Annotated in this window: 17 protein-coding genes and 1 tRNA gene; 10 read left to right on the top strand and 8 right to left on the bottom strand. The window is 46.7% G+C overall.

The window, feature by feature from the left end; all coding sequences use genetic code 11:
- Positions 1–131: 131 nt before the first annotated feature.
- From LZZ85_RS25940 to LZZ85_RS25920, 5 genes are all read left to right on the top strand, one after another.
- A complete protein-coding gene (locus LZZ85_RS25940; protein WP_237876594.1) occupies positions 132–941 on the top strand; it encodes an SDR family oxidoreductase in 810 nt (269 codons plus the stop codon).
- Between the two features lie 170 nt (positions 942–1111).
- Positions 1112–1939 carry an SAM hydrolase/SAM-dependent halogenase family protein gene (locus tag LZZ85_RS25935; RefSeq protein WP_237876592.1) on the top strand — a complete coding sequence of 276 codons (828 nt, stop codon included), beginning with the start codon at positions 1112–1114 and terminating at the stop codon, positions 1937–1939.
- Between the two features lie 345 nt (positions 1940–2284).
- Positions 2285–5803 carry a glycosyltransferase family 117 protein gene (locus tag LZZ85_RS25930; protein ID WP_237876591.1) on the top strand — a complete coding sequence of 1173 codons (3519 nt, stop codon included), beginning with the start codon at positions 2285–2287 and terminating at the stop codon, positions 5801–5803.
- Positions 5804–6748: 945 nt separating this feature from the next.
- A complete protein-coding gene (locus tag LZZ85_RS28725) occupies positions 6749–7846 on the top strand; it encodes a vWA domain-containing protein (protein WP_237876590.1) in 1098 nt (365 codons plus the stop codon).
- Positions 7847–8086: 240 nt separating this feature from the next.
- Positions 8087–9616, top strand: coding sequence for a MoxR family ATPase (locus LZZ85_RS25920; RefSeq protein WP_237876589.1), 1530 nt, complete (start codon positions 8087–8089; stop codon positions 9614–9616).
- A gap of 180 nt (positions 9617–9796) precedes the next feature.
- Here LZZ85_RS25920 and murB read toward each other — a convergent pair whose 3' ends face one another.
- On the bottom strand, positions 9797–10807 hold the full coding sequence (gene murB / locus LZZ85_RS25915; protein ID WP_237876587.1) for a UDP-N-acetylmuramate dehydrogenase: 1011 nt from the start codon (positions 10805–10807) through the stop codon (positions 9797–9799).
- A 26-nt stretch (positions 10808–10833) separates the two neighbouring features.
- Between murB and LZZ85_RS25910 the strand changes: the two genes are divergently transcribed.
- Positions 10834–11502: an NAD(P)H-binding protein gene (locus LZZ85_RS25910; RefSeq protein WP_237876586.1), complete on the top strand. Its 669-nt coding sequence runs from the start codon at positions 10834–10836 to the stop codon at positions 11500–11502.
- A 133-nt stretch (positions 11503–11635) separates the two neighbouring features.
- On the opposite strand, the gene priA is transcribed toward LZZ85_RS25910, so the two are convergent.
- From priA to LZZ85_RS25895, 3 genes are all read right to left on the bottom strand, one after another.
- A complete protein-coding gene (gene priA, locus LZZ85_RS25905) occupies positions 11636–14152 on the bottom strand; it encodes a replication restart helicase PriA (protein ID WP_237876585.1) in 2517 nt (838 codons plus the stop codon).
- 204 nt (positions 14153–14356) lie between these two features.
- A complete protein-coding gene (locus LZZ85_RS25900) occupies positions 14357–15103 on the bottom strand; it encodes a lysophospholipid acyltransferase family protein (protein WP_237876584.1) in 747 nt (248 codons plus the stop codon).
- Positions 15103–15606 carry a DUF4258 domain-containing protein gene (locus LZZ85_RS25895; RefSeq protein WP_237876582.1) on the bottom strand — a complete coding sequence of 168 codons (504 nt, stop codon included), beginning with the start codon at positions 15604–15606 and terminating at the stop codon, positions 15103–15105. The genes LZZ85_RS25900 and LZZ85_RS25895 overlap by 1 nt, the downstream gene beginning before the upstream one ends.
- 127 nt (positions 15607–15733) lie before the next feature.
- Here LZZ85_RS25895 and mtaB point away from each other — a divergent pair, with 127 nt between their 5' ends.
- Positions 15734–17026, top strand: a complete 1293-nt coding sequence (gene mtaB / locus LZZ85_RS25890; protein ID WP_237876581.1) for a tRNA (N(6)-L-threonylcarbamoyladenosine(37)-C(2))-methylthiotransferase MtaB — start codon at positions 15734–15736, stop codon at positions 17024–17026.
- 223 nt (positions 17027–17249) lie between these two features.
- On the opposite strand, the gene LZZ85_RS25885 is transcribed toward mtaB, so the two are convergent.
- A tRNA-Val gene (locus LZZ85_RS25885) sits at positions 17250–17324 on the bottom strand.
- A 130-nt stretch (positions 17325–17454) separates the two neighbouring features.
- Here LZZ85_RS25885 and LZZ85_RS25880 point away from each other — a divergent pair.
- Positions 17455–17745, top strand: coding sequence for a hypothetical protein (locus LZZ85_RS25880; protein WP_237876580.1), 291 nt, complete (start codon positions 17455–17457; stop codon positions 17743–17745).
- 134 nt (positions 17746–17879) lie between these two features.
- Entirely contained in the window at positions 17880–19553 is a 1674-nt protein-coding gene (locus LZZ85_RS25875) for a tetratricopeptide repeat protein (protein WP_237876579.1), read from the top strand.
- A 96-nt stretch (positions 19554–19649) separates the two neighbouring features.
- Here the strand turns inward: LZZ85_RS25875 and LZZ85_RS25870 are convergent, their stop codons facing one another.
- A complete protein-coding gene (locus LZZ85_RS25870; protein WP_237876577.1) occupies positions 19650–20210 on the bottom strand; it encodes a hypothetical protein in 561 nt (186 codons plus the stop codon).
- A gap of 191 nt (positions 20211–20401) precedes the next feature.
- Here LZZ85_RS25870 and LZZ85_RS25865 point away from each other — a divergent pair, with 191 nt between their 5' ends.
- A complete protein-coding gene (locus LZZ85_RS25865) occupies positions 20402–21019 on the top strand; it encodes a hypothetical protein (protein WP_237876576.1) in 618 nt (205 codons plus the stop codon).
- A 72-nt stretch (positions 21020–21091) separates the two neighbouring features.
- Here LZZ85_RS25865 and LZZ85_RS25860 read toward each other — a convergent pair whose 3' ends face one another.
- Both LZZ85_RS25860 and LZZ85_RS25855 read right to left on the bottom strand, forming a co-directional pair.
- Positions 21092–21814 carry a hypothetical protein gene (locus LZZ85_RS25860; RefSeq protein WP_237876575.1) on the bottom strand — a complete coding sequence of 241 codons (723 nt, stop codon included), beginning with the start codon at positions 21812–21814 and terminating at the stop codon, positions 21092–21094.
- Positions 21815–21918: 104 nt separating this feature from the next.
- Complete coding sequence (locus LZZ85_RS25855; RefSeq protein ID WP_237876574.1) at positions 21919–22884, bottom strand: GAS domain-containing protein; 966 nt, start codon at positions 22882–22884, stop codon at positions 21919–21921.
- Positions 22885–22901: the final 17 nt, after the last annotated feature.

Below are 22901 nucleotides of genomic sequence, written 5' to 3'. Positions count from 1 at the left end.
CTGCTAATTGACGAAAGAGTGATCAATACAGACGACCGTCTGCGGTCTCTCTCACTTAACCAACATTAACCACCACCCAACAGCCGATTCTTCCCGATTTTAAAGTAGGTTTGCGTTAGAAAAACACTCGCATGGATTCATACTTTAAAGATAAGGTGGTAGTGGTGACGGGCGGAACCGACGGGATTGGAAAAGCATTGGTTGACGACCTGTTGATGGCTGGCGCCAAAGTGGCTACCTGCGGCCGTGATCACGATAAACTGTACCGTTTACAGGCTTCTTATCCATCATCTCCTCTTCATACAATGGTGGCCGACGTCAGCAGCGAAAATGATTGCAGACGCTTTATGGAAACTACTATCAAGTTCTTTGGCGGTATAGATGTCCTTATCAATAATGCGGGCGTTTCAATGCGCGCCCTTCTGAAAGATTCCACAACCGAAGTGACCAAAAAAGTTATGGAGATCAACTTTTTTGGAGCAGTGTATTGCACAAAATACGCGCTCAATTCCCTGATCGAAAGAAAGGGAACGATCGTCGGCGTATCATCCATCGCCGGATATCGCGGATTGCCCGGACGGAACGCTTATTCCGCCAGCAAATTCGCCCTGCAGGGATGGCTCGAAGCCATCAAAACTGAGCTGATGGACGACGGCGTTCACGTAATGTGGGTCTGCCCGGGCTTCACCGCTTCCAATATCCGTCATGCCGCTCTTAATAAAGACGGCCAGTCTCACGGAGAAACATCCATGGACGAATCAAAAATGATGAGCGCCGAAGAATGCGCCAAACACATCCTGCGTTCCATCCAGAAAAAGAAAAGAACACTGGTGCTGACTTTACAAGGCAAACAAACCATCTTCCTGAATAAATTCTTTCCTAAACTGGCAGATAAACTTACACACCGGTTTTTCTTCAAAAAAGGACAACTCATCAAGTAGAAATAAAGTTTAAGCGTTTAAAAGTTTTAAAGTTTAAACGTTCGCTGGATGTAATGGGCTTTTGTAGCTTAATTTCGTGATTTACTACTTCTTCAAGCCACTGACCTTTCGAAGCCTTAAACCCTCAAACGCTCAAACTCTTAAACCTTTAAAACCTTTTCGATCGCCCTATGCCCCTTCTCACCCTCACATCAGATATTGGCAGTCCTGACTACCTGGTGGGGGTGGTGAAAGCGCAATTATTGCAGATCAATCCCGATTTTCAGATCGTAGACATCTCCCATAATATTCCGCCATTCAACTATCCGCAGGCAGCTTATGTTTGCCGCAGCGCGATCCGCAATTCCCCGGATTTTACGTATCACCTGATCCTAGTGAACCTCTTTGAGAAAAAGCCGGAACAACTGCTCCTGGCATTTCACAATAACCAGTACCTTCTTTGTGCAGACAATGGCCTTCTCACGATGATCCTGGAAGAAACGCCCGAAATGGTGATCGGTATACCACTGGAAAGATCAAAACCCCGGAACACCATCTCACTGACGGCCGTAATGGCGAATGCCGTCAACCAACTTGTTCAGGGAGTAGCCATCCGGGAGATCGGCCTGCCAGACCCTGTATATATGGAGAAGCGTCATCTCCGCCCTGCCCTCGATGAAAACTTTATCGAAGGCCAGATCATCTTTATCGACAATTTCGAGAACGTCATTGTCAATATCACTCACGAACAGTTCGAAGAGCAACGTAAAGGCCGCGCCTTCCGGATCGTATTCAAACGCGATGAAGTGATCGACAAGATCAGCGAATCCTATGCTGATGTTCCCGAAGGCGAAAAACTCGCACTTTTCAACAGCGCCGGCTACCTGGAGATCGCCATCAATAAAGGAAATGCCGCCGGCCTCTTTGGCCTCAAAGGATTCTCCGAAAAAAGCTCCCAGGCTTTCAGCCGGATGCAGGGACAGCTGTCGTATCAGACTGTCCGCGTTCACTTCGGATAAACGACTCAGTCCGCCGGAGCTTTGCAAATACAGATGACTAATGGCGGATGACCGATATCGGCCACCATCGCTTTCAAAAAATCGGTTCGATAGCATCCCAAACTTTAACAGAATATTATTTTAGATGACTCACACCGTCTCTACGAAGTATCTCCTGGTTAGTATTTTTACTTTCCAATAACAAAACGGCAAAACAGACTGTCAGACAGGTATTTCGGCCATCGGCCATCGTTCATCGGCCATCAATCCACTCAGGCGGCCATTCCTCTGTCAGGCGAACTACGAAAGGTGTAATTTTCAGCCCCGTAACCCCTATTTTTGCTTTCTTTCAAAATAAACCCCTGTATGAACTTCAGAAAAGTCAATAACCTTACCGGATGGGCGGTGTTCCTGGTTTCACTTGCAACGTATATGTTAACCCGCGAGGCCAGAGGCAGCTTATGGGATTGCGGCGAATTTGTCGCCAGCGCCTATAAAGTTCAGCTCCCTCACCCTCCCGGAGCCCCGGTATTCGTATTGCTCGGCCGTTTTTTTATTATCCTTTTTGGCAGTGATGGACAAACAGCAGCCAATGCGGTGAACTTCATGAGTGCCCTCGCCAGTGCCGCTACTGTTCTGTTCCTTTTCTGGAGTGTGACCCATTTCGCCCGCAAAATGTTTGTAACCGCCGGGGAACAATTGTCCGGTCAGCAACTTTTCACCACCATGGCCGCAGGTGTGGTCGGTGCACTCGCATACAACTTCAGTGATTCATTCTGGTACAGTGCTGTGGAAGGTGAGGTGTACGCACTATCCTCCTTCTTTACCGCACTCGTATTCTGGTGTATGCTGAAATGGGAACATGCTGATGAACATGCAGGAAATGATCTTGCCGGACGTCTGCGCGCAGACAGATGGATCATCTTCCTGTTCTTTATGATGGGGCTGTCTATCGGTGTTCACTTGCTGAACCTCCTGACGATCCCTGCGATCGTAATGATCTACTACTACCGTCACTATACAAAACCTACAACCAAAGGAGCCATTGTCGCCTTCCTGATCGGCTGTCTGATCACCGGTATCGTACAGGTGGTAGTTATACAATACTCAATGAAGGCAGCAGGTATCTTCGACGTATTCTTTGTAAACTCTGTCGGCCTGCCTTTCTTCTCCGGATTTACTATCTATTTCATCTTGCTTGCAGTATTGATCGGATGGGCGCTTACTTTCAAAGAGAAATCATTCAACCAGACTAAAGTGATCGTCTGGTTCGCACTCTTCCTGGTGATCTCAGCATGGCCATTCATAGCAACGGCTGAAGGCGGCATGATGATCATCAAGTTCATCCTGCTCGTTGGCGTTGCCGCCCTGCTTGGATACTTCATGAAAGCTGCTGCACTCCGCATACTCAAACTTAGCCTTTGGTGCTATGCATTCATGATGCTCGGCTACTTTATCTATTTCACCGCACTGATCCGCTCCAACGCAAACCCGGCGATCGATATGAACAACGTTGACAACCCGATCAACCTTGTTTACTATCTCAGCCGCGAACAATATGGTAGCGCTCCGCTGGTATACGGACCACATTTCTCCGCAGAGATCGACCGTAGCGATCCCTATATCTACGGAGAACAGAAATATGTAAAAGGCGAAAAGAAGTATGAAGCGGTTGGACGCTCGCTCGAATACCGCTATGAAAGCAAAGACATGCAATTGTTCCCACGTGTCTGGGACGCCAGCAATGATCAATACCACGCTTCTTTCTATGCTCAATGGCTTGGTCTGGGACAGGATCAGCAGACCGGAAAATATGAAGCCCCTACTTACCGCGATAACATGGAATGGTTCTTCACCTACCAGATGAGTACCATGTACTGGCGTTATTTCCTCTGGAACTTTGCCGGTAAACAGAATGATGTCCAGGGCATGGGCGCCGTACGCGATGGAAACTGGATCAGTGGAATACCATTTATCGATAACAACCGTCTGGGCGACCAAACCATGCTGCCAGACAGCCTGAAAAACAATAAAGCACATAACAAACTGTACATGCTGCCATTCATACTTGGTATCGTCGGCTGCGTGTATCAGTTCCTGAAGAACCGGAAAGACTGGATCGTCAGCTTCCTGCTGTTCTTCTTTACCGGCGTCGCGATCGTTCTGTATCTTAACCAGCCAGGGAATCAGCCAAGGGAACGTGACTACGCCTTCGTGGGATCGTTCTATGCCTTCGCGATCTGGATCGGCCTTGCGGTGGTCGCCTTTGTGAAGATGGCCAGGGAGAAAGCAGATCAGCTTACATTCAAAAATGTACTGGCCTATGGATCGGCACTCACATTCCTCATCACCATCATGGCCTCATTGCGTGGTTCTGCCGGCAGCGTATTCATGACAGGCGTGTTTGTCACTGCCTTGTTTGCCGCCGTAACAGCGATCATCACGCTCTTATCACGCGCACTCTCATCAGGCGGACAAAACTGGAAAATGCTCAACCTCGTAGCAGGTATCATCTGCCTTGGAGTACCCGTACTGATGGCGCAACAGGAATGGGATGATCATGACCGCAGCAGCAAAACACTCGCTCCGGATCTGGCAAAAGATTATCTCGAAAGCTGTGCACCAAACGCGATCATCTTCACCTTCGGTGATAACGATACTTATCCGCTCTGGTATGCACAGGAAGTGGAAGGCATCCGCCCCGACATCCGCATCATCAACAACAGCCTCCTGGGTATCGACTGGTATATCAACCAGCTCCGTACCAAAGTTAACCAGGCTGATTCTGTAGATGTGATCTGGACGCCTGAACAGATCGAAGGTCACAACCGTGAATACATGCGCTATCAGCAGGCTCCGAATACCGATAAGAACACGTTCTATCCTCTCGAATACGTAATGAAGACCGTATTGGGTAAACAGATGCTCGACCCTGAAACAGGAAGAGACGTTGGCACAAGAACATTCCCTGTATCACGCCTCAGCATTCCGGTGGACCAGGCTGTGGTAAGAGCAAACGGAACCGTTAACGCCGATGACAGCGTCGTTGCACCAATGCTCATCGAGATCCCGCAAGGCAAGCTGAATGAAGCTTTCCTGCGTAGCGACCTGATGATCCTTAACATCATCGCAGCCAACAAATGGAAAAGACCGATCTACTTCACATCTCCTTACGGAGAACTGGGCTTCTTCCCTTACCTCCGCAAAGACGGTATGGCTTATCGACTGACTCCGGTGGTGAACAAATATCCGCAGGCTAACTGGACAACCGACACGATGATGCGCCGCATTGGATTGGGTGGTTCGCCGGTCCGTGATAATAACACCGACTTCATGTACAATAACCTCATGACCAAGTTCGACTTCGGTGGTGCTGGTAAAAGCGGCGTTTACTATGATGAAGAGAACCGCCGTCACCTGTTGAATATCCGTTCTGTTTATGCAGAAGCTGCGGGTAACATGGCAGATATCGGCAGACAAAGCGACGCGCAGAAATTGCTGGAAAAAGTTGAAGCAGGTATCCTGCCGGAAAATCTTCCGTATGCAATGACCGGCCGCTTCAGCAGCCATAACCAAACAGGTCTGCTTTATCTGGAAGCCGCTTACAAAGCAGGCAAAACAGATCTCGCCGACAAGATCCGTAAAGATCTTCGCAAGGATATGGAACAGCAGAAGAGATATTATGAGAATCTGCGCGATACACGCCCTGAACTCTATGGCGCAGACATCGCAAGCACGGAAGCGCCGATCAACGAGGCTCTCCTGAGAGTGCTGGAGGCGATCGAAGAGCGTTATTCGAAACAAAAAACTGCTCCAAACTCAACCATTGAAGGTGGAAGCAGCACGATCATAAGTGGCACTCCGAAAGATTCTACGCCAAACTAGTCCTGACCGGGCTTGTGTAGACTCCCGCTGATGACGCCGATTTGGCCTGCTCAGCCTGGGATGCGTGCTTAGTCGCACTTTGACCACATTCGCAACGCAGATTATGCTGATGATCTTCCGGTTATGGAGATCTTCAGCGTAATCTGCGTTGTCAATTATTGGAAGTGAAAAAGATATGTCTCAACAGCGGGAATTAAATCCACTATCGTTTAGTTAGCAGCCCTGAAGTAACGCAGCGAACGCGGCGATACGCGGAGAGCGCGGCGAAATACAAGATGTTCTATGGCTGTTTACGTTGCGTACGCTGCGTATCGCCGCGTCCGCCGCGCTACTTCTACGCCAGGCAAACCGTAACTAAACGACATTGGAATTAAATCGCTGGAGGAGGGAACCTGCGCCAGTCGCTCAAAAGATTTATCGCCCTCAGCGTGTCAGCTTGTCACCATTTTTCACTGCCTAAGATCCCGTCAAACTTTGGACGGCCAAAGGACGACCAAGAGACGAACTAACGACGACTAACAACCATTTCAAAAACACGTGGAATTTGACCCTGAATGATTATCATCAGTCAACACATCAGCTGGCTTCGCGTGCCAGAATGTCGTATCTAAGTAGCATATATCGCTTCAACGCCTGCTCACGTTTTTTGTGCCCGATCAGACAGCTATCGCTTAAAAACTTGTAAGTGGACAAGTGATAATAACCCGTTTGCAGCATACCGGCAAGCCTGATTACATCAGGCGAGGGACCGAAGCAAAAGCAAAACTTTAAACTTTTAAACCATTAAACATTTAAACAACCATCCCACAACTTTTACGCTTGATCCAGGCCCCCCGCATCGCACCCACCTGTAAGATCTGCCCAACCCGAAATGAACATATCCAGGCATTATCTGTTCTATCTATGTAAGTCCATTTTTACGTAAATTGCCCTAAACCCGATTTTGTGAGAGGATTCCATTTTTCCCGTTTTAACCCGAATGAAGACGGCAAAAGCCGTTTCGACCAGTTGCTTGACCTTTTTACGCAGCTGCTCACCTACACCAGCGGAGATGCCGGCGAAGCCATGCAATGGCTGAATGAGCTGAATAATCAATATGAGCTCACAAACGATGAATATGGCATGGGCGATTTCATCGATGAATTGAAAGAAAAAGGCTACATCACCGATGATAACCAGAAAGGCGATATAAAGATCACCCCGAAAACAGAGCAGGGCATCCGGAAAAAAAGCCTGGAAGAGATCTTCGGTAAGCTAAAGAAAACACGCAAAGGCGATCACCACAGCTTTAAACCCGGTCAGGGTGATGAACTGAACCCCGAAACAAGACAGTTCCGGTTCGGTGATATGCTCGAACAGATCGACTTCACCGAATCCATCCGCAATGCACAGATCAACCATGGCATCGACAGCTTCAGCATGCAGGAAGATGATCTCAGCATCCGCGAAACAGATTTCAAAGCGCAGACATCTACTGTGCTGATGATCGATATTTCCCACTCAATGATCCTTTACGGGGAAGACCGCATCACACCCGCCAAAAAGGTGGCTATGGCTTTGAGTGAACTCATACAAACAAAATATCCGAAAGACACACTGGATATTGTGGTATTCGGCAATGATGCCTGGCCTATTGAAGTAAAAGACCTGCCCTACCTCCAGGTAGGACCTTATCATACCAACACTGTTGCCGGACTTGAACTGGCCATGGATATACTTCGCCGCAGAAAGAATCCAAACAAACAGATCTTTATGATCACAGACGGAAAACCCACCTGTCTGAAGATCGGGAAACGTTACTATAAGAATAGCTTTGGGCTCGACAGGAAGGTGGTCAACCGCTGCATGAACCTCGCAGCTCAATGCAAGAAACTGAAAGTGCCGATCACCACATTCATGATCGCAACAGATCCTTATCTGCAGAAATTCGTACAGGAATTTACAGAAACGAATAACGGTAAAGCGTTCTTCGCGTCATTGGACAGACTGGGAGCATTTATCTTCCGGGACTTCGAAAATGGAAAACGGAAAACTGTTTTCTGATCATCAGAAGAGTTCTGAAAGCGGGATGTCCGGGCTCCCGCATATTTCGCAGATGGTCTGGCTACTTAAAGAACGGTCATTTTATAATAATGAATCAGCCTTCTTTTGGATGCGCAGATAAGCGTCCGGTAGCACTCACCGATCTGCGGGAAAACAAACTTTGACCCGTAGACATGCAACAAATTTTACAAGAGAAAGCAACGGCTTTTCACAAGCATAGTTTTAATAATTTTCGTGAATATGAACAACATCAAAACACTCGGTGAGCTAAAGAAAAGTGGATACAAAGAAAGATCCATCAAAGAAGAGATCCGTCAAAACCTCATCAACAGTTTACAAACAAAGGAGAATTCCTTTCCCGGTATTGTCGGCTATGAAGACACCGTGATCCCCGACGTGGAAAGAGCGCTTCTCAGCAAACACAATATTCTTTTCCTTGGCCTTCGGGGCCAGGCCAAAACAAGAATGGCGCGCCAGATGATCAACCTGCTGGATGAATACATCCCCGTAATAGCAGGCAGCGATATCAATGATGACCCGCTGAACCCGATCACACAATTTGCACGCGATCTCATTGCAGAAAAAGGCGATGCCACCCCTATCCAATGGCTTCACCGTTCGCAACGCTATGGCGAAAAACTCGCTACCCCGGACGTAAGCGTGGCAGATCTGATCGGCGATGTAGACCCCATCAAAGCAGCTAATCTCAAACTCAGCTTTGCAGACGACCGCGTGATCCATTACGGCATCATTCCGCGAAGTAACCGCTGCATTTTTGTGATCAATGAACTTCCCGATCTGCAGGCAAGGATCCAGGTAGCACTGTTCAATATACTGGAAGAAGGCGATGTCCAGATCCGCGGGTTCAAACTTCGTTTACCACTGGACATCCTGTTCGTATTCACCGCAAACCCGGAAGATTATACAAACCGTGGTTCGATCGTTACCCCACTAAAAGACCGGATCCAAAGCCAGATCCTGACGCACTATCCGAAATCTCTTGAACACGCATTGGAGATCACTGAGCAGGAAGCAGATATAGAAGAAGAACAAAAAGACCGCGTAGGTATCAGTGATCTTGTAAAACGACTGATCGAACAGATCGCATTCGAAGCAAGATCAAGCGAATTCGTGGACAAGAAAAGTGGCGTGAGCGCCCGCTTAACGATCTCTGCTTTTGAAAATGCGATCAGCTCCGCCGAAAGAAGAGCGTTGATCAATGGCGAGAACCAGACACAGGTCTGGATCGCAGACCTCGCCGGCATTATTCCCTCTATCACCGGTAAAGTGGAACTCGTTTACGAAGGCGAACAGGAAGGACCATACCAGGTGGCCACAAACCTCGTAGATAAAGCCATTCGCACCCTGTTCGTACAATACTTCCCCAACCCTGATTCATTAAAGAAAAGAAGATCATCCGGCAAACCATCCCAGCAGGAACGCGAAGCGGAAAATCCATATAAGGCAATCACCGCATGGTTCGATAAAGGCAATCACATCAACCTGTCCTTTAATACCAAAGACAAAGAAAAGATCATCTCCCTCTACCAGGTGGACGGATTACATGCACTGGTAAAAAAATACTTTGCACAGGCAAACGAATCCCAGGCCGCTTTATTAATGGAGTTCGTCCTGCATGGTCTCGCATCCTATTCACTGATCAGCAAAAAAGTCTTCGAAAGCAAGATCGAATTCAAAGACCTCATCGGCAGTATGATGAACCTGGGAGGAAAAGAATTTGATGAAGAGGAATTTGACGAGGAAGCTTAAAACGCGAATGAGCACGAATGGCCGCGAATGAGCACGAATAGCGTCTTAAAAAGAAAAGGCATTACTTCATTAGTAATGCCTTTTCTTTTTAACGCCCCGCGCGTAAAAAAAGCGTTAAGTATCTTTGCGCTCTCTGCGACTCCTTGGCGCTCTCCGCGATACTCTTACGCCATTCAACCACTATATAAGGTTCACTTCACGTTCGAGTATGACACCGAATTTCTCTTTAACGCTGGCAAGTACCTCTCCACTCAGTTCGTAAACCTCTTCTCCCTTTGCATTTCCGTAATTGACAAGAACAAGTGCTTGTTTTGCATGAACGCCGGCATCTCCTTTTCGGTACCCCTTCCACCCTGCCTGTTCTATCAACCAGCCAGCTGCTAGTTTCACAGATCCATCAGCATTCGGATAGCCAACGATCGATGAATAAGCAAGTTTGAGTTCATCATACTGCTCCTTTGTTACAGAAGGATTCTTAAAAAAACTGCCGGCATTACCGATCTCCGCAGGGTCTGGTAACTTGGAAGAACGGATGCTGATCACGGCCTCAGAGATTGCCCGGATGCTGAGTTCCTTCACACCCATCTTCGCCAACTCTTCATTGATCGCTCCATAACTTGTATTCAATACAGGATGCTTCCTTAGCCGGTAGGTAACAGATAGTATCACAAACTGCCCTTTAAGCTTTCGCTTAAAAACGCTTTCCCGGTAACCGAATTCACAAGCTGCAAGATCAAAGGTGTGAATAGAATGATCTTTTACATGAAACGCCTGCAACTCATGAAAAACATCTTTTATCTCCACGCCATAGGCACCAATATTCTGCATGGGAGATGCCCCCACACAACCTGGTATCAATGAAAGATTCTCTACTCCTCCCCAGTTGTGTTCAATACAATGCATCACAAACCGGTGCCAGTTCTCTCCTGCCCCTGCCTTAACGTAAACAAACTCATCATCTTCTTTTACCTTTTCAATACCAGCGATCTCATTCTTCAAAACCCAGCCGGGTATATCTTTCGTGAGCAGGATATTGCTGCCCCCGCCAAGGATCATGAACGGAATACCGCCGGTCAGCTCGAGTAATTGCGCCAGCTCATCTCCTGCGTGAAATGCGGCAAAACGATGCGCTTTTGCGTCAATGCCAAAAGTGTTATATCTTTTTAAAGAGAAATTTTCCTGAACTTGCATATTATCAGCAATTATACAGCAAAATTATGAGTGGAAAAACCGTTGCTATTCTGGGAGCTACCGGCATGATCGGTCAGCACCTGCTTGAGCTGACATTGAGTGATCCGTATTTTGAGCGCGTGAGAATACTGGTGAGGAAACCTTTTACGCTGCAGCATCCCAAACTGGAGATAAAGCTGGTCGATTTCAAAGATGCTGAATCATTTAAACTCGCACTGGAAGAAGTAGATATTATTCTCTCTGCCATAGGAACCACACAGAAAAATGTTCGGGGAGACAGGAAACTTTATCGCGAAATTGATTTCGATATCCCGGTGAATGCCGCGCGTTTTGGAAAGGAAGCCGAAGTACAGAAAATGGCTGTTGTTTCATCCGTAGGCGCAGACAGCCACAGCAGAAATTTTTACCTGAAGCTCAAAGGAGAAACAGAAGATGGGCTGATAGCGGTGGACCTGCCGGCCCTACACCTCATGCAGCCCTCACAATTGGTTGGAAAGCGGAAGGAATTCCGGCTGGCCGAACGGATCATTACACCGATTATGAGAGTGATCTCATTACTTTTTGTTGGAAATGCAAAAAAGTTCAGGGCCATACAAGGACTTGATGTGGCAAAGGCGATGATTGCAGTGGTGAAAAAAGAAAAAAGTGGAACATTCAGGTATACGTATGAGGGGATCATGGAACTGGCAGGTTAACCCTGATAGTTGATTATCGTAAGAGTATCGCAAAGGATGCTAAATAAACGCAAAGAGCGCAGAGTATAAAAACTTTGCGCTCTTTGCGTTTACCTCGCGGCCTTTGCGATACTCCTACGCAGTCCGATCTATTCTAATTATCCACATCCGGCACCACGATCACACTCCTGAACCTGCTATCCTGGTGTAGCACCGCCACCTGCTCCATTATATCCCGCTTACAATTCAGAATGGTCTGATTATCCTTCGGCAATTTGATGAGCAACTCCATCAGGAATTGATTCCGTACTCTTCCCACTACAGGCTCTGCAGGCCCAACAAGAAAATCATTGTATCGCCCCTTCAGGGCATTGGCAAACTGGTGCGCAGCCGCATCCAGGATCCCTTTTATCTTATGCCGGAATGTCAATTGAATGATCCGGGAGAATGGCGGATAAAAGAAATGCCTTCTTTTTACCAGCTCATCTTCAAACATCTTTTTATAGTTATGCTGCTTTACATAAGCCAGCACAGGATGACCAGGCTGTGATGTCTGGATCAGAACACTGCTTGTTGATTGCCTTCTTCCGGCGCGACCACTCACCTGCTCCATCAGTTGAAAAGCACGCTCATTCACACGGAAGTCTGCAAAATGCAGAAGTCCATCAGCATCAAGTATGCCCACAAGATCCACATTCTCAAAATCCAATCCCTTTACCACCATCTGCGTTCCTACCAGAACATCTATACGTCTTTGTTCAAATTGCTGGATCAGCACATCATGTGCATTTTTACCACGAACAGTATCTATATCCATTCTCGCTATGCGGTGTTTGGGAAATGTTTCCTGCAGGATCTCTTCGATCTTTTCCGTTCCGAAATTCCGCTGCACAAACTCATGGCTTCCACAAGCTGCACAGGTATGCAATGGAGGATAATTCGTACCGCAATAATGACAAACCAGTTTATTGGAGAGCTTATGAAATGTCAGTGATACATCGCAGTATTTACATTGCGGGATCCAGCTGCAAACACGACAAACCTGGTATGGAGTATAACCGCGCCGGTTCTGGAAAAGGATCACCTGCTGCTGCCTGTCCAGCACTTCCTGTATTGCTTTCACCAATTGAGGTGATAACATGATCTTCGAACGATCTTTCTGCATGATCGTTTTTGTGTCGACCAGGTGTATCGGCGGCAATTGTACATCACCGAACCGCTGCATCAATTCAGCGAGTCCGTATTTGCCACTTACTGCATTATAATAAGTTTCCAGTGACGGGGTCGCACTGCCCAGTAAAACACGCGCGCCTTTTTTTTCATCCCCCTGCGGGAATAACGAAGCAAGATAGACAGCTGAATCACGGCCATTATAGCGCGGGGCAGGATCCTGTTGCTTGTAAGACGTATCATGCTCTTCATCGCAGATCACCATGCCAAGATCCGGGTAAGGAAGAAAAATGGCAGAACGCGCACCAAGCACCACTTTCATTTCACCACTCTTGATCCTGTTCCAGATCTCCACGCGTTCATTTTGTGAGAACTTTGAATGATAAATGCCGATATAGCCACCAAAATGCTTCTGCAGCCGCCGTATGATCTGTGAAGTAAGCGCAATCTCCGGCAGCATATACAACACCTGCTTCCCTTTGCGTACATACTCTTCGATCAGTTTGATATAGATCTGTGTTTTTCCGCTCGAAGTAATGCCATGCAACAGACAGACTGGCTTTTGTTCAAACGATTCTTTCACTTCTTCGTACGCCTTTTGCTGCGCGGGAGTAAGCTCAAAATCGATCTTAATATCCTTCGCCAGTATCGGCAACCGGTCTACCACACGTTTCTCCAGCCACAGTATTTTTTTCTCTACCAACCCTTTTAACTGGGCATCGGTAGCATTTGATTTTTTCAGCAGCTCTGCCTTTGTGACCTCACCGGTAGTGCGTATCAAATGCAGGTAAGAAAGTAATAATTCCATCTGCTTTTCGGCCCGTTGCAAACGCCGGTCATCATTCAGCAACTGTGCAAGCTCTTCTTCATTGTCATATTGAGGATTCAATACAACATAAGTCTCTTTCTTGGCAGTATATGCTTCTTTCAATGCCTCCCATACAAAACAAACATTCTTTTGGATCAGGCGATTGATCACCGGATAAACATGCGAGGAATCCAGTAATTGCTGAACTTCATTCAGCTTTAACTCTTTCCGGATCAGCAGGGCTTCGCTAACAATAAATTCGTCTGTATCGAGTGCCGTGAAATCATCTCCATATTCTTCATTATAGACGAGAATGGTTTCACTGGAAAGTTTGAAGTGTGCGGGAAGAGCGGCGGCCATCACTTCTCCCTCGCTGCACATGTAGTAAGAAGAGATCCATTCCCAAAGCTGTAATTGCTGCTCGTATACAACGGGAGTGCCATCCAGGATGTTCAGTATCTCTTTGGGATCACCCCATTCCGGCTTTTCTTTATGAATGCGTTTTACAACGCCCGCATATTTTTTATTCTTGCCGAGATTTACTTCCACCCGCATCCCGATCTTCAGCTGATCTTCCATTTGCGGCGGCACAGACCATGTATATGTTCTGGGCAGGGCAAGAGGGATCACGATGTCTGCGTAATAAGACACCTCGGGGGCTTTGAAATGTTCCAGGCTGAATTGTCCTTGCATGTATCAATGGTGCCGAAGCAAACAGCAAATTTAGCTGTTTAATCGGGATATTTTTATACTGTCTGGCGTATAGGGAACGCGGCGGACGCCACGATACGCAACGGACGCAACGAAAACACCCATGGAAAAGTATTGTATTTCGCCGCGTCCGTTGCTTATCGTGGCGTCCGCCGCGTTCCTTATACGCTCATCAAGTTGAAAGTTTCACCTGATCCAATCTGCTTTATACGCCATCAGCTTCTGCTCCATCAATGAATAAACCTGCTGCTTCAACGCCGGAAGGTCTTCAGTCTGCAATCCCGCCACAGAAATTTCCTCCATATAAACGATCCTGCTCTTTCCCGGCGTCATAGTAAAAACGCCGGTATAAGGCATCCGTGCATAAGTATCGAGGAAAAGCACCGGCTTTATGGGCGTTTGGGTCTCAATTGCCAGTCGAAATGCCCCATCATAAAAGTCCTTTAACGGCTTATGGGTGTCATTGAACGTTCCTTCCGGGAAAACCAACACAGAAATTCCTTTACCCAGAATAGATCGAAGTACCCTTATACTATTTGCCCGGTTGGCAGCACTGCTCCGGTCAACCGTCACGATCGCATTCCTGTAAATAAATCCAAACACAGGGATCTTTGACATTTCAACTTTTCCCAACGGCCTCAATGGCTGCCGGTATGCTTTTACCAGCACAGCAGAATCCAGGTAGGAAATATGATTACTGACAAATATGTATGGCGTCGTTTTGTCGTGCGGTGCTTCATATATCCGCTTATGGTAGATACCGATCAATGGGAACCACAGATCCGCCCAGCATCTGCACAACCACAGGATCGCATTGCCTCCTTTGATCCTCCCAAAAAAACTGGCGATGATCACAAACGGGAAGATCAATAGCATGATCACGATAAAGACCACCATCGCATAAAGAGAATAAAGCCAAACCAGTGGTCTCATCAACGTTTGTTTTTGTATTTATCATCATCACCGGGGCAATGGCATTCCCAGTCGGTGTCCAGGTCGATGCAGGTCACTACTTTCGTCTTAAGATCACACTGTGCAAACACGATCCGCACACGCTGATCATCACTGGTAACTCCCTCCAGTGCATATGTCGGGCAGGGACGTCCCTGCGCATTTGATTTCTTGTAATTGATCTTTCCGTCACGCATGATCTCTTCCACCTCACGCTGCGTGATCTTCCGGCATTCCATCCGGCATTTTGCATGCTCTGTGAACTCGATATACGAGACACGACGGTCAAATCCCCGGTTTCTATCGACCTCACCCGCAGGATCTGTCGTCTTTCTCCCATCCCTTTTACCCGGCGCCGGATCCACTTTTGCCGGCTCATTCTTCTTTACCGTTGTCGTTTCACCCTTCTCCTGCGATCGTCTTACAAAAAACAGCGCTACCCCCAAAACCACTACGATCGCCAATGGAATCCATTTTTTATTCACTGTCAGATATTTAAGGTCAATGTTACAAGCGAAAAAAAGGAAAAAACGGCAGAAACCGGAACTTCTTAACGTCCTTTTACCGCCTTTCTCCTCCTTTTTCTCTTTTTCCTCTTAGCTTTGCGCTCTTATGACCTCGGCAAAATCAGTAGCTTTTCACACCCTCGGGTGCAAACTCAATTTCTCGGAAACCTCTTCTCTCTCGCGACTGCTTGAGCAGGAAGGCTTTGAAAAGAAGGAATTTGAGGAAAAAGCTGATGTGTATGTGATCAATACCTGCTCCGTTACCGAGAATGCCGATAAAGAATGCCGCCAGCTGGTGCGCCGCATCCAGCGCAAAGCGCCCGAAAGCCTGGTCGTGATCACTGGCTGCTACGCCCAGCTAAAGCCGAAGGAGATCTCCGAGATCCCCGGCGTAGACCTGGTACTCGGCGCCGCCGAGAAATTCAATATCGCACAGCATATCCGCGAACTCGCCAAAGGCGATTCTGCAAAGATCTGTTCCTGTGATATTGAAGAAGTTACGGGATTCCATTCCTCTTATTCTGTAAATGACCGGACCCGTACTTTTCTGAAAGTTCAGGACGGCTGCGACTATAACTGCTCCTTCTGCACCATTCCAATGGCACGCGGAAAAAGCCGTAGTGACACCATCGATAATGTCCTGAAAGCTGCCCGCGGGCTCGCTGAAAGTGGCGCGAAAGAGATCGTCCTCACCGGGATCAACCTGGGCGACTTTGGTAAAGGTCCGGATGGTGCCGGCATCACGATCGGAATCAACCAGCGCGAAGAGAATTTCTTCGAACTGATCAAAGAATTGGATCAGATCCCTGGAATTGAACGATACAGGATCTCTTCGATCGAACCCAACCTGCTGACAAACGATATCATTGATTTTGTGGCTAATAGCGACAAATTCATGCCTCACTTTCACATTCCGCTTCAAAGTGGCAGCAACAAAGTGTTGGGTATGATGCGCCGCCGTTATAAGCGTGAACTCTATGCTGAACGTGTAAAACTGATCAAAACCCTGATGCCGCATTGCGCCATCGGCGTAGACGTGATCGTCGGATTCCCGGGAGAAACAGAAGAAGAGTTCAAGGAAACATTCGACTTCCTGCATTCGCTCGATATCTCCTATTTGCATGTGTTCACCTACTCTGAGCGCGACAATACCCTCGCCTTAACCCTCGGTCCTGTTGTACCACAGCATGTACGTCACGAGCGCAACAAGACATTGCGCAACCTTTCTTACATGAAAATGCAGTATTTCACCGACCAGCATGCAGGTCAAACCCGCAAAGTCCTGTTCGAAAAACACGACAAAGCCGGAATGATCGAAGGCTATACCGATAATTATATCCGCGTGACCACGCCGCACCGGGAAGAATGGGTGAATGAGGTGGTGGAGTGGAAATTGTGAGATTCGTTGTTCGTTGTCCGTTGTCCGTTGTCCGTTGTCCGTTGTCCGTTGTCCGTTGTCCGCATATAAATTAAAAGTGTGGGGCTATCGTTTATCAACGATAGCCCCACACTTTTAATTTGTACCCGAAGATCCAATTTATGTCACCTCACTCGAATTCCGGACAACGGACAACGGTCAACGGACAACGGGCAACAGCCTACGCCAAATCTCCCCTACCATGTGGGACGTACTGGACTCGAACCAGTGACCCCTACTCTGTCAAAGTAGTGCTCTAAACCAACTGAGCTAACGTCCCGTTAATTTTAAAAGAAAATCCGCTTTTACCGGGGCAGTAAAATTAAGGGGTTTTATCTTTATAGTACAACAGTTATTTATTTTTTTGCCGTGCAACTTTCCGACCCCCAGTTTGTCTTTTTAGTAGAGTTATGAAGAAGTACCAGGTTACGATACAATTTGAAATGAAGGACGATTTTACGGATCTCATCCCCCCTCACCGGACGTATATCAATTTCCTGATCAATAAAGATATTATTGACCAGTATATCGTAAGCATGGAAACCCAAAAGATCTGGATCACCCTGAATGCTACTGACAAGACCGAAGTGGAAAAATTGCTGATCAAATCTCCGATCTATCAATTCTGGCAATATGAGATAGATGAATTGTTTGTCTGGGATGGACAACATTACAGATTACCGGCCGTGCAACCCAACTAACCCTCCAGGCGGATCCTGTTCATCTAAATTGGGGATTGCCCGTATCATCCGGCAACCTTACCTTCACGCAAGCCTTTACGGCAAAATACGCCCTGCATAGTAGCAATTCTGTTTGTCACCTAAACACACAAACAATGCTGCGGATCCCATTCTATTCATTGACCATTTTCCTGCTTGGTTTGTCATCCTGCAGGCAGCCAAAGGGCAATATTCCCTCTTCAACAGATATTGATGCATTGACCCTGAAAAAAGGAAAGATCATTTCCTGCGGAGCAGATCAGCAATTCGGGCTGGCTAACCTGGAAATGAGTTGCGATAAAAGATCCCTGGCCGATTTTCGCCTTGCCGTATCTCTTCTGCATTCTTTTGAATATGACGAAGCTGAAAAAGCCTTTGCAAAAGTGATAGACGAAACACCTGGCTGCTCAATGGCTTACTGGGGAGTTGCGATGTCCAACTTTCATGCACTATGGGCACCACCGGCAATAGCTGAGTTGAAAAAAGGCTCTAAAGCGATTGAGATCGCCAATTCGATCACCAACAAAACCTCGAGGGAACAAGCTTATATAAAAGCTATCGACGCCTACTATGCCGGTTGGGAGACCGTATCGCATAAAGAACGATGCAAACGTTATGCGGATGCCATGGAGAAATTGCATGCCGCCTACCCTTCGGATAAAGAAGCTGCGGCATTTTACGCGCTTTCGCTGGTAGCAGCAGCCGATCCTTCGGACAAAACATATACAAATCAATTAAAGGCCGGCACCATATTGAGTGCGTTGTATCCGGGACAACCCGATCATCCGGGTATTGTTCACTACATCATCCATACGTATGACTATCCTGAGATTGCGCAGCATGCGTTAACAGCGGCGCGGAAGTATGCGGGCATTGCGCCATCATCTGCTCATGCATTGCACATGCCCTCGCATATTTTTACAAGATTGGGGTTATGGGATGAATGCATCCGATCAAACCAGGAATCTGTTTCTTCCGCGCAATGCTACGCTGAAGAAACAAAGATCGGCAAGCACTGGGATGAAGAATTGCACGGCCTCGATTATCTCGTGTACGCTTATCTGCAAAAAGGAGATAATGATGCAGCGAACAGGCAACTGCAGTACCTGAATACCATCAAAGAAGTAAAGCCCACAAATTTTAAAGTCGCTTATTCATTTGCTGCAATTCCTGCGCGGATCCTATTGGAAAATAAAGACTGGAAAGCAGCGGCTCAATTGCTGAATACACAAACCCCTGTCAACTGGAAAGAATATCCCTGGCAGGAATCGATCACACATTTCTCACGTTTGCTTGGTGCGGCGCATACAAGGGATCTGGCATCTGCAACTAAAGAATTACAGATCTTAAAAGCATTACGGGATACATTGCTCAGGCAAAACGATAGTTACAAAGCGCAGCAGGTGGATGTGCAGATCCTGACCGGAGAGGCCTGGATTGAATTTCAGTCGGGCAAAAAAGATACGGCATTAAAAAGAATGATACAGGCGGCGGACCTGGAAGATAAAACGGAAAAACATCCGGTAACGCCAGGTGAAATTTTACCCGCCAGAGAATTGTTGGGAGATCTGCTGATGGAAATGAATCGCTACACTGAAGCACTCTCAGCGTATGAAAGATCGTTGAAGAAAAATCCTGCAAGGTTCAACAGCCTGTACGGAGCTGCTTTAGCTGCAAGCAAAACCGGGAACCCGGAGAGAGCTGCATCGTTTGCAAGGGATCTTATCAATCAGTCTCCCGGTTCAAAGCGCGCTGAGGTACTGCTTGCCAGAGATCTTTCACGCAACTGATCTAACATTAAAACGCCATCTTGTTGAGTTAAGGTTCAAACCGTATCCGGAGGCAGGGTTTTGCGTAGAGGAACCTAAAACTAGATACACAAAATGTTAAGGCGATGGACTGATCCTGGGCTCAGCAATCGTCATCACGATCGAATCATTCCACGTAACTGTATCGCCACGCAAAAAACCAATTCTGGGTAGCTTATCTACATCCGCATGATCATAGCGAAAAAGGTGAATACTATCGCCGGCTCTCTTGTAGTTACCGTAATAAATCGATTGTCCGAACATATTCGCTTCAGACAACCGGAAGCAGCCATTCTTTTTGAGCTCCAGGCTGAACACTGGATCATTCCCGGCAATATGATGCATACGCATTACAACAGGAGAATTATTGGTAGCAAACCGTTCTGCCTTACCTTTCAAAATAATCCCCGTAAAAACGATCCCAACCATTGAAGAAACCAATTGATACCATTTACGATTCCCAGCAAAATATTTCGCATCGAGAAAAATCACAGCAGTGGTAACCAGGCAGAGAATAACAAAAGGCAAATCAGCGAAAACATCGAATAAACCGATCTTAAGTACAGAGAACTCTATCTTTAGGGCGGTGACGCCAAAATAAAGGATCAGCACCAGCAATATGAACCGAAAAGCCGTCATGGTAAAGGAGTGATGGCAGCAAGATACTGTTTCCGGTCAACATAAATATCTACTTTCCCAAATAACGAACCAACCTTCTTCAAACAGAATATTCATTTTCTTAAACCAGCAAAACCGCCACTTCAGTGACGGAATATCACAACTGCTTCCTTTTAACAATTCATATCCCCGGCAATTTGGGTATTTCAGGTATGCATACCTCCAACCTCAACCATCGCATAGCACACCTGCTTGGGACTTTTTTGCTTTGTCTGCCCTTTACGACCTTTGCCCAGGAAGACCCTGTTGACGCCACCAACCTGACAAAGATCACCCTACTGACGCCAGGCATCAGCCACGAACACAGGATCGGCAAAAAGCAAACACTGCACATGGGCGCACTGATGAACGTGACCGTACAAAGTGTGATCTCCAGCACTTTTTCAGCAACGGACGTTTATATTGATCCGGCAGCTACAGTCGGTTATCGCTATTACTACAACTTTGAAAAAAGAGCAGAGCGGGGCAAACGATACGAAAAGAATAGCGGCAATTATATAAGCGCATTCTCCGGATTGGTTTTTACAAAAGCAGCAATGAGTTCCATTCATTGGGAAGAAATGAACAGGAGGGCGATTGGCATTCTTGGAACCTGCTGGGGATTTCAACGCAACTACCGGGGCCATTTCAGCCTCGACCTGAATTTGGGATTACAATATCAGTTCGGCAAGGCCACATTTTTCCATCCTGTCACCGGACAACTTACGCGTGAAGGATCGGGGGAGTTTGTACCATCGGCGAACCTGAAACTGGGGATCTGGCTGAACTGATCAAACTTGCTGGCTACACTCCAATAGTAGTCCGATGACCGATGCCAGCAAGTTGGATTCACTAACAGTCACTTACCTGGAAATAGTTTTTTCTTCAAGCTGCTTCAGCCGATCATTAAGTTTTTTATTCTCTTCCTTTATTTCGATCAAATACAAGGTAAGCTCTTCAATTTTTCTTAATAAAATTGCGTCCATACCGCCCAAATCAACTCCATTCTCCCTTACTTCCTTTTCAGATGGAACTTCCGGCAGATGTTTATTCTTCCTGATAAATTCTCTGACATCTTCCAGCGAAGGAAGCTTGTAGTTATCTTCAAAAACAAAATCCGCCCACGACTCCTGAGTCACTCTTACTTTTCGACCGCTGATTGTCCCATCCACCGTAAGTTTATACGCCGGATTTGTTACACCAATGCCAACATTTCCCGTTGCACGTACCTGAAAAAGCGGAGTGAGGTAGTCCGCAAGACTTGCCTGGTTTCCACCCCAACCCTTTCTTGCTACTGTAAAAGAATTACGATCATCATAACCATACATCCAAACAATCGGTGAAGCAATATTCCACCCCGTGATGAAACCCATCCCATTGGAATAGTTACCATCACTTCCTAAAAATGTTAGACTACCAGTTTCCGAATTAGGTGCAGGCAGATTAAATTTCAGCATATTCTGGTAAGAGACAGTTCCGTTCGGTGATGGCCACAGACCTGCCGGACTATCGAGTGTCTGGCTCCATTGTCCGAAGGCTGCCTGAATACAAAGAAACGAGGTAATACAAACGATGCTTTTTTTCATAGTTTTGTTTTATGGATGACTAAATTCAAGCCTTATATAAACCACTTCTTTATACTGACCTTCTCCAAAGTCGCCATCCTCCTTGAAAGATGGTATCCTGACTTTTAACGTCCAGCGCCAACTAACCGGGATTGCATTTCGATCACTTCGTTCAATTGTTTCTTTAGTTGATCAATCTCTTTCTCCTGCTTATCGATCCTGTTTTTTTGTTCAGTCTTTTCCTTTTCCTGATCTATCAGATAAAGCGTCAGTTCTTCAATTTTTTGAAGCAGCGCTGCCTGGTTATCTGCCAGATCAATTCCGTTTTCACGCATACTCCCTGCTGATGGAATTCCCGGAAGATGTTTATTCTTCAGAATAAAAGACTCTACATCTTTCAGGGAAGGTAGAATGTAGGATGAATCGAAAACATAGTCGGGCCAGTTTGCATAGGCCTTTACTTTGATCTTTTCCGCAATCATATTACCTGCAACAGCCAGTTTGTATCCTTTAGGATCCATCGTACCAATCCCAACATTCCGGTCTTGGGTAAGTGTCAATGTTGAATGATTTCCTTCAGTCGTAAAAAAATCCAGGTTACCGTCGGTTCCAACTCTTGTTCTGTATTCCTGTAAACCGTTTACTCCCCCACGCCAGATCAGCCTTGCACCTTCAGCACCACCGGAAAATATTTTGAGATTACCTCCATATACCACAAGCTTCTCATCAGGATCCGTCGTGTTTACACCGACATTCCCATTGACAAGACTCATAACCATTTTTGCACCTGTAGCCGGATCATAAGTAGCTCCCGGCCATGCCTGGTTGTAAAAACGGATGCCTCCATAAAAGGAATGAGCCGATAATGTAATACCAAAATGGTGATTCATAAAGAAAACCGGTCGGTCAGTTGCATTCGGGCGCTGATCGGCAGTATTATCATAACCGTAGCCCCAACCACTATGATCATCCCGGCCAGCCCTGATATTTAACCAATCTGTATTAACTGTAGTAAAATTTCCTGTTTGCGCCTTTGCCTCTGCAAAAAAAACTGCTGCCAGCACGCCTATAAATATCGTATGCCTTTTCATTTGAATTTTCATTTAAT

The sequence above is a fragment of the Terrimonas ginsenosidimutans genome, from assembly GCF_022012415.1.
Taxonomy (GTDB): domain Bacteria; phylum Bacteroidota; class Bacteroidia; order Chitinophagales; family Chitinophagaceae; genus Terrimonas_A; species Terrimonas_A ginsenosidimutans.
The sequence above is the reverse complement of the archived record's forward strand: the minus strand, read 5'-3'. Positions and strand labels throughout refer to the sequence as shown.